The organism is Pseudomonas sp. ATCC 43928, assembly GCF_005938665.2.
In the GTDB taxonomy this organism is placed as follows: Bacteria; Pseudomonadota; Gammaproteobacteria; order Pseudomonadales; family Pseudomonadaceae; genus Aquipseudomonas.
Genome location: NZ_CP041753.1, coordinates 4,554,478 through 4,562,954, shown reverse-complemented (window position 1 = coordinate 4,562,954; position 8,477 = coordinate 4,554,478). Strand labels below are relative to the sequence as shown.

Here is an 8,477-nt window from a genome sequence, read left to right as displayed (position 1 = left end):
AGTAGCAGAAAAAAAGGCCGACGCCCAATGCGTCGGCCTTTTTTTTGAATGTGTCTCGTCCTGAATAAGGTTTACACCTTCTGACTTATCTTCAGGAGGAACCAATGGATACGGGGAAAAGGCGCAGCCAGCGAGATTACACGCTGGGCTTTAAATTGGCAGTCGTCGATCAGGTCGAAAAAGGCGAGTTGAGTTATAAAGAGGCTCAACGGCGCTACGGGATTCAGGGGCGGTCGACTGTGCTGGTGTGGTTACGCAAGCATGGGCGGCAGGACTGGAGCCAAGGCGCCTCTATTCGCGCCCAGAGGAGCCGACCGATGGACGAACAAAGTTTGCCGCTGACCCCTGAGCAGCGAATCAAGGAGCTGGAGGAAAAACTGGCCCTTGCCAATCAGAAAGCCCAATTCTTCGAAGCGGTGGTTGACGTGTTGAAGAACGATTACGGGGTTTCTATCGTAAAAAAGCGATCCGGCAAGTCCTCACCCAAGGGCAAGTCCAAGGCCTGAGCATTCAGAGGGCTTGCCAGTTTCTGGGCATATCCCGGCAGGCGTACTACAAACGAAACCGGGCTTATGACGCGCAAGCCAGTCATGCTCAGAAAGTGCTGGGTTTTGTCCTGGAAACACGTCTTCAGATGCCCCGGCTGGGCACTCGCAAGCTGCATGGCCTTATGCAGGCGGAGCCTGAGCTGACGCAAACGGTAGGTCGAGATCGGCTATTCGATATCTTGCGAGACAATCGGCAACTGGTTCCTCGCAAGCGCGCCTATCACAAGACCACTGACAGCCATCATCGCTTCCGCCGACATCCGAACCGGTTAAAACCTGGCCCTGATCAAGTGACTGCCACGGGACCCGAGCAGGTCTGGGTGGCGGACATCACCTATTTGCCGACCCAACAAAGCGTTGCCTATGTGAGCTTGGTGACCGATGCCTACTCTCGCAAAATCGTCGGCCATCACGTGCATGAAACCCTGCACACCGAATCGGTCATCCAGGCGATGAGTAAGGCTCTACGGGGCAGAAGAACGGATCAGACGCTGGTGCATCACTCAGATCGCGGCTCGCAATACTGCTCTGATCTCTACCAGAAGTTGCACGCCAAACATGGAATCAGGTGCTCGATGACCGACGGGTATGACTGTTATCAGAACGCTTTGGCAGAGCGTGTGAACGGGATCTTGAAGACAGAGTTTCTGCTTCACCGACCTAGAGATCTGGCCGAGGCGATTCGAATGGTCGACGAGTCGATAAGCATCTACAACAGCAAACGTCCGCACCTATCGTTGAAATGCAAAACGCCCGATGCGGTGCATCGGGCGTTTTGAGGGTGAAACAGGTGTAAACCTATTTCAGGACTAGACAATGTTTGCGCAAATGATAAATAAACTCATTCCGGTTTTTGCGCGGTGCTGCGTCTTACTTACGTAAGCAGATAAATCGAGCCGGGCAGGGTAGCCACTGGGCTCAGGTTTTCCCAGCCGTACACATTTTTACCGCTGCCCGGACAAACGATCGTGCCCGGGGAGGGGCCGGTCATCGACTTGCGACACGTTGCCCGAGATGGCAGCCGATCCAGGTGGTTCACAGGTCCAGGCAGCGGCAGGGCACTCGATTGCCCATGGATCCTATCCATTTCAATTAAAAATAGAGAGCACGATGTCAGCAATTCATGAGTTGAAACCTCTGTTCAAGGCTTTGGTCATTGCCCGAACCCTGCGCTCGCGTCGCTCGTTGGCCGGTCTGGGCATGGCTTGCCTGCTGCCGCTCAGCGCGCAGGTCCACGCCGAAGACTTCACCCTCGACATTCCTGCCCAGCCTTTGCCCCAGGCGTTGCAGGCGTTTGGCACGCAGACCAATCAGCAGGTGATCTACAGCGCCGATGATATGACCGGCCTGCGCAGCACACGCGTCAGCGGCAAGTTGAGCAGCGAAGCGGCGATTGCCCAATTGCTCAAGGGCACGGGCGTGCACTACAGCTTTGAAGGCAACACGCTGATGCTGGTACGCGGCAGTTCGACCGAGGGTCTGGAACTGGGCGCCACCACCATCAACGCGCAACAGGTGGGCGCGACCACCGAAGGTTCGAATTCCTACACCTCGAATGCCGTGACCATCGGCAAGGGCACCCACACCCTCAAGGAAATCCCGCAGTCGGTCACGGTGATGACCCGCAAGCAAATGGATGATCAGGATATCGTCGATCTCAAGGACGCCGCCAACAAGACCACCGGACTGGTCGGTGCCCAAGGCGTCGGCAGAGGTTTGATCCTCTCTTCGCGCGGTTTCCAGATTGATGACTGGCAGTACGACGGTGTGCCGATCCCGCGCAACACTTACGCGCTGGGCAACTGGGCCACGCAGGACTTGATTTTCTTCGATCGCATGGAAGTGCTGCGTGGTGCGTCGGGCTTGCTGCAAGGCACCGGCAGCCCGGGTGGCGCGGTCAACCTGGTGCGCAAGCGCGGTCAGGCCACACCGACCGTGACCCTGACCGGCAAGGCCGGCTCCTGGGATCACTACGGTCTGCAACTGGACGCCGGTGGGCCGTTGAACCAGAACGGCACCATCCGTGGACGTTTCGTGGCCGACCAGGACGACACCCACACGTTCGTTGATTCCGAATGGTACAAGACCACCTCGCTGTACGGCGCGCTGGACTTCGATCTGAGCGAAGCCACCACCGTGGGGGTCGCGGTCAGCCAGTCCGACGGCGAATCGCGCTCGAATGTCCGCGGCTTCCCGCGTTACTCCGACAGTAAACCCATCGACCTGCCGCGCAGCACGTACACCGGGGCGAAGTGGAACCATTCGGATATCGACGTCACCACGCTCTACACCGATCTGGAACACCGTTTCAACGATGACTGGGCTTTCAAGATCGGCGCCGTGCGCATGACGGAAACCAACAAGGCGAAGAACCAGCGGGTGCAATCCACCGGCGATGGCATCAATCCCGATGGCAGCGGCGTGCAATACGCTGATTTCGTGACGGACATGGACTCCACCAAAGTCGCTCTGGACATGAACCTCACCGGCAAGTTCGAAGCCTTGTCCATGCCGCAGGAAATCATGGTGGGCGGCAACTATTCCAAATACACCTCGGACGACAAATACGCCCGAACCTTCAATGACAGCTCCGACAATATCTTCGACATTGATCACAACCGTCCGGAGATCAGCTACGAAGGCTTGATCAATAGCCCCGGTGGCCGTGGGACTCCCAGCCAATACGACATCCGCCAGAAAGGCCTGTACGGCAGCTGGCGGGTCAAGCCTGTTGAAGACCTGACCCTGGTGCTCGGCTCGCGGGTCAGTTGGTACGACTACAATTACAAGTCTTCGACCCAGACCGCGAGCGGCATTACAGAAGATCCAAAAAGCACCGCCACTGAAACCGGAGAAGTCACGCCCTATGCCGGTATCGTCTATGACCTGAGCCGCGAATGGGCGGTCTACGCCAGTTACACCGACGTATATACACCGCAGACCGAACGCGATACCGCCGGCGCGGTACTCAAACCGATTATCGGCAGTAACTACGAGATTGGTCTCAAGGGCGAGTTGATGGATGGCCGGATCAATACCTCCGTGGCCCTGTTCCGTTACGACCAGGAAAACCGTGCCGTTCTCGATACGCAGGGTGCGCAAACCTGCGACGGTTGGTTCTGCTCGACGGCATCGGGCAAAGTGCGCAGCCAGGGTCTGGACGCCGAAATCAGCGGCGAGGTGATCGACAATCTGCAACTGTTTGCCGGCTACACCTACAACACCACCAAATACCTCGACGACCCTGACAACGAAGGCAAAATCTTCAGCTGGTGGACGCCTAAACACATGCTGCGTGTGTGGGGCAATTATCAGTTGAGCGGCGACTGGAGCCGTGTGAGTACAGGCCTGGGCTTTACCGCACAAACCCACACGATAGGTTTCGACCACTCCGTCAACGTTCCGGGTTACACCGTGTGGAATGCCCGCGTCGGTTACCAGCTCACCCCGGAAATCGAGCTGGCGATGAATGCCAACAACCTGTTTGACAAGACCTACTTCGCAGCGGCCTACAACCAGATCAACGGCAACAACAACTACGGTGATCCACGCAACGTGATGTTCAGCGTGAAATACACACCGCAGTTCTGAGTCCTTTGCACTAGCGTCAATGTCCCGGCCCGCGCCCTTTTACCAGGGGCGCGGGCTAATCTTGTAGCAGCTGCCGAGCAGCTGCTACGGTATTGCCGGAAGTACAAACAAAAACGCAGAAGCCATGGCTTCTGCGTTTTTGTTTGCCGTCGCTCGGTCAGCTACATGACTCGCCCGCGCTGCCGAGAAACACTTCGGTAAACGACTCCAGTAGCGACTCGCTGTAGATCATGCTGCGGTGCGGCAGTGGTGAGTGGATCGAGGTGTGCAATTGGCCTGTCACATTGTGGGCCCTGAGCAGTTGTTCCGAATACAGCACTTGCTCCAGGGTTTTATGCGACAGCGACCACCAGCAACTGGCCTTGACCTTGAGCAGCGGCAGCGAGAAGGCATTGAACGCGTCCACCAGGCGATCGTGAATCGCATAGGCCTGGGCGTTCATGATTTCCTGCTTGATGCCTTCCAGGGTCGCGATCATCTCTTGCTCGCCGGTGGCCGTCTGTTCGCTGGCCCAGCGATAGAAGGTCTTGAGGTCGGCCGTCGGGTTCCGGGCGATGAAGCTCGCCGCCGCCGGTTCCAGATGCGCGAACATCAGGTTGAAGACTTCGAGTGCTGCCAGCAGTTCGTTTTCCGCGCTGAGGTGGTTCGGGTTGTCTTCTTCCAGAGGCTTGCGCGGCAGGTCGGCGGGCAAGGCATGTTCGGGCAATGTGCTGTCGACGAGGCCGAGGAAGGTCACTTCCTTGCCCTGGCGCTCCAGGTGGGCGGCGACGTCCATGGCAATCGCGCCCCCCAATGACCAGCCCATCAATCGGTAAGGGCCGTGTGGCTGCTTCTCGACGATCTGTGCGCTGTAGTCGGCAATCATCTCGGCCCATGTCTGAGCGTTCGAGTCTTTGTCGGCAAAGCCCTTGTGCATCACGCCGAAGGTCCGGGCATGGGCACTGAGTTTTTTCGCCAGCGGCTGATAACAGAACACGATACCGCCGCTGGGGTGCAGGCAGAATAGCGGCGGTGCCGACGCTGTCGAGGCATTGAGTTCGACCACGCATTGCACATTCTGCTGATGCTCCCGTGCGATGAATCTGGCCAGTGCCTGGACATTGGGGTGAGCCAGCATGTGTTGCAGCGCCAGTTTGATGCCCAGGCGCGCGTTAAGGGTCGAGATGAATTGAATGGCCAGAATCGAGTGGCCACCGAGTTCGAAAAAGTTGTCGTCCAGGCTGACACGCTCGACCTGCAACGCTTCTTGCCAGAGTTCGGCGAGCGCCTTTTCCAGGGGCGTTTCGGGGGCAATGAAGTGCCGCTGCGTCTGGCTGAGGTCGGGCTGCGGCAGGGCCTTGCGGTCGAGCTTGCCGTTGGGGCTCAACGGCATGGCGGCCAGTACCAGCAGATGGCTGGGCACCATGTAGTCCGGCAGATTGGCCTTGAGCTCAGCCTTGAGGGTTTCGCGCAGGTCGAGTTGTTGCTGCTCGCTCAGCGAGTCGCTTTGGGCCACGACATAGCCGACCAGTTGCAAACCCACCGCGCCTTCCCGGGCAACCACCAACGCCTCGCGGACCTGCGGCAATCGCAGCAGGCATGACTCGATTTCCCCGAGTTCGATGCGGAAGCCGCGAATCTTCACCTGGTGATCCAGCCGGCCTGCATACTCGATCACACCGTCGGCGCGATAGCGCGCCAGATCGCCGGTGCGGTAGAGACGACCGCCGCCCTGAACATCGAACGGGTTGGGGATGAAGCGCTCGGCCGTGAGCTCAGGTCGCTTGAAGTAGCCGCGTGCGAGCAGGTCGCCGGCAATCATCAGTTCACCGACGACGCCCACCGGCACTGGCTGGCCGCCGGCATCGAGCAGGTAAATCGCCCGTCCGGCCAGAGGCTGGCCGATCGGCATGCTTTTGGGCAGGGCGATTTGCCCTGTCACGTAGTCGCTGCAATCCAGCACTGTGGCGCTGACCGTCGTTTCCGTCGGCCCGTAGGTGTTCAGCAGCTTCACGTGCCCGAGCCCGGCCTTGCCCCAGGCCGCAACGCCCTCCGGTGGCATCGCTTCGCCACCGACGATCACTTGCCGCAGTGCACCGTAGTCGCGCTGACCGGCAGCGGCGAAGTCCTTGGCCAGCATGTTCCAGTAGGTGGTGGTCAGGTCGCTGACGCTGAACTGTTTATCGAGCAGTTCGCGGTACCAGGTTTCACTGTCCCAGATATCCGGCCCGCGCAGCACCACCGAGGCGCCGCAGATCAACGCCGGGTAAAGCTGCTCGACAAAGGCATCGAAGTTGAACGTGGCGAACTGCAGGGACCGGTCCTGTGCGCTCAGGCCGAGAAACTCCAGCGCCACCTGGGCGTGACGGGTCAACGCCGCCTGGGTGATGCCGACCCCTTTGGGGCGACCGGTAGAGCCGGACGTGAACATCACATAGGCGAGGTTTTGGCCGGTGGTGCGGCAGGGCGGGTCAAGTGCGGGCAGCGTCCCCCGGACATCGATGTCGTCGACGCAGCGTCGCTGGACGCCGGGCATCGATGGCAGCCGATCAAGCAGCGAACGCTGGCTCAGCAACACGCTCAGGCCACTGTCTTCAATCATCCAGGCCAAGCGTTCCTGCGGATAATCAGGGTCCAGTGGCACATAAGCGCCGCCGGCCTTGAGCACCGCCAGCAGGCTGACAATCATCTGCGCCGAACGCTCCACGGCAATGCCCACCAGCACTTCCGGTCCGACACCCTGTGCAATCAACGAGTGGGCCAGGCCATTGGCGGCGGCGTTGAGCTGGGCATAGCTGAGCTCAAGGTCGTTGAAGATCAGGGCTACCGAGTCGGGGGTTGCCAGCGCCTGGCGTTCGAACAATTGATGCACGCCTTCCTCGGGTTGGGCCGACACGGGCGGGTTCCACTGCTGCAACTGCACCTGTCGCTCATCCTCGCCCAGCAACGGCAGTTCGCCGAGCGCGCGATCAGGATCATCGACCAGTGCATGGAGCAGGTTCAGCCAGTGCCGGGCCAGGCGTTCGAGGGTGGCGGGGGCGTAGAGGTCCCGGCTGTATTCGAGACTCGCGTGGATGCCCTCGAGCGAATAGCCGACGTCCAGGGACAGATCGAATTTGGCCTGGCCGGGACCCGCGCCGAGGAACTCCAGCGCCAGCCCGTCCAGGTCGATCCGGTCCGGTTGCGCGGCTTCGGTGCGCCAGTTGAACAGCACCTGGAACAGCGGATTGGCGTGTTCGCTGGCGTGCAATTGCAACGCGTCGAAACTCAATTCCAACGGGTAATCGCCATGGTCCAGCGCCGCCAGCGATTCGCGCCGCAGCCGCTGGAGAAAGTCTGCGCAGGACAGCAGCGGATCAATGCGCGCCCGGTACACTTGGGCGCTGACGAAAAAGCCGACCAGGTCCTGGGTTTCGCTGCGATTGCGGGTGGCGTTGGGTACGCCGACGGTAAAGTCGTGTTGGCCACTGTAGCGGCTCAATAACAATTGCCAGGCCCCGAGTGCCACGACGAAAGGCGTCAGTTTTTGCTGCTGGCAGAAGCGGTTCAGGGTTTGCGCGAGGGGCGCGGGCACACTGAAGTCATACTGCCCGGCAGGGTGGCTGTGCCGGGCATTTCGTGGGAAGTCCACCGGTAGATCGAGGGCCGGCAATGTTTGCCCCAGATACTCTTGCCAGTATTCGGCGCTGCTGGCGCAGGTTGCACTGTGCAGGTATTCGCCGCGCTGCCAGGCGGCATAGTCGGCGTACTGGATGGCCGGGCGTGGCAAGGGTGATGTATCGCCGCTGCCGGCCTGGGCAAAGGCTCGTGTCAGGTCTTGCATCAGAATGGCATTGGACCAGGCATCGGAAACGATGTGGTGCATGTTCATCAGCAACAGATGCTCGTCGGCCGAAATCTGCAGCAGTGTCGCCCGCATCAGCGGTGCCTGACGCAGATCGAACGGCGTGCCGGCCTGGGCCTCGATACGTAGCGCGATCCGGTTGGCGCGGGCTTCGTCCGACAGACCCGACAGGTCTTCATGGCCGAGCACCAGTGTTGCCTGCGCATCGACCACCTGCATGGCGCAACCATCGATTTCGACGAAGGCACTGCGCAAGATATCGTGACGCTCAAGCACCTTGTTCAGGGCTGTTTCCAGCCGCCGGGGCGCCAGGGGGCCGGTGATGCGCATGACACGGGGCAGGTTGTAGGCGGCGTTGTCCGGTGACAGTTGCTGGAGAAACCACAGCCGCTGCTGGGCGAAAGACAGCGGCGCCGGGCGCTGGTTGACGCGGGCGGTTATCCCTTGGGGTTGATCACCGGCATCGGCCAGCAGCAGCGCCAGTACATCATCATCGATCAAGTCGTTCATCGGGG

At 60.0% G+C, this 8,477-nt stretch carries 3 protein-coding genes; 2 read left to right on the top strand and 1 reads right to left on the bottom strand.

Going from position 1 to position 8,477, the window contains the following annotated elements; genetic code table 11:
* Window positions 1–104 precede the first annotated feature (104 nt).
* Both FFH90_RS20820 and FFH90_RS20815 read left to right on the top strand, forming a co-directional pair.
* A protein-coding gene (locus FFH90_RS20820; protein WP_168206155.1) for an IS3 family transposase occupies window positions 105–1,327 on the top strand; the annotation gives its coding sequence in 2 pieces (ribosomal slippage) (window positions 105–456 and window positions 456–1,327; 1,224 coding nt in all).
* Window positions 1,328–1,658: 331 nt separating this feature from the next.
* Window positions 1,659–4,139 (top strand): TonB-dependent siderophore receptor, encoded by a 2,481-nt coding sequence (locus FFH90_RS20815; protein WP_138866028.1) that lies wholly within the window; start codon window positions 1,659–1,661, stop codon window positions 4,137–4,139.
* 157 nt (window positions 4,140–4,296) lie between these two features.
* On the opposite strand, the gene FFH90_RS20810 is transcribed toward FFH90_RS20815, so the two are convergent.
* Window positions 4,297–8,472, bottom strand: a complete 4,176-nt coding sequence (locus tag FFH90_RS20810; protein WP_138866027.1) for a non-ribosomal peptide synthetase — start codon at window positions 8,470–8,472, stop codon at window positions 4,297–4,299.
* Window positions 8,473–8,477 lie beyond the last annotated feature (5 nt).

Bases quoted from the DNA above. Each gene is read 5' to 3' on its own strand.
- FFH90_RS20815 (WP_138866028.1), top strand. From the start codon at position 1,659: ATGTCAGCAATTCATGAGTTGAAACCTCTGTTCAAGGCTTTGGTCATT.
- FFH90_RS20810 (WP_138866027.1), bottom strand. From the start codon at position 8,472: ATGAACGACTTGATCGATGATGATGTACTGGCGCTGCTGCTGGCCGAT.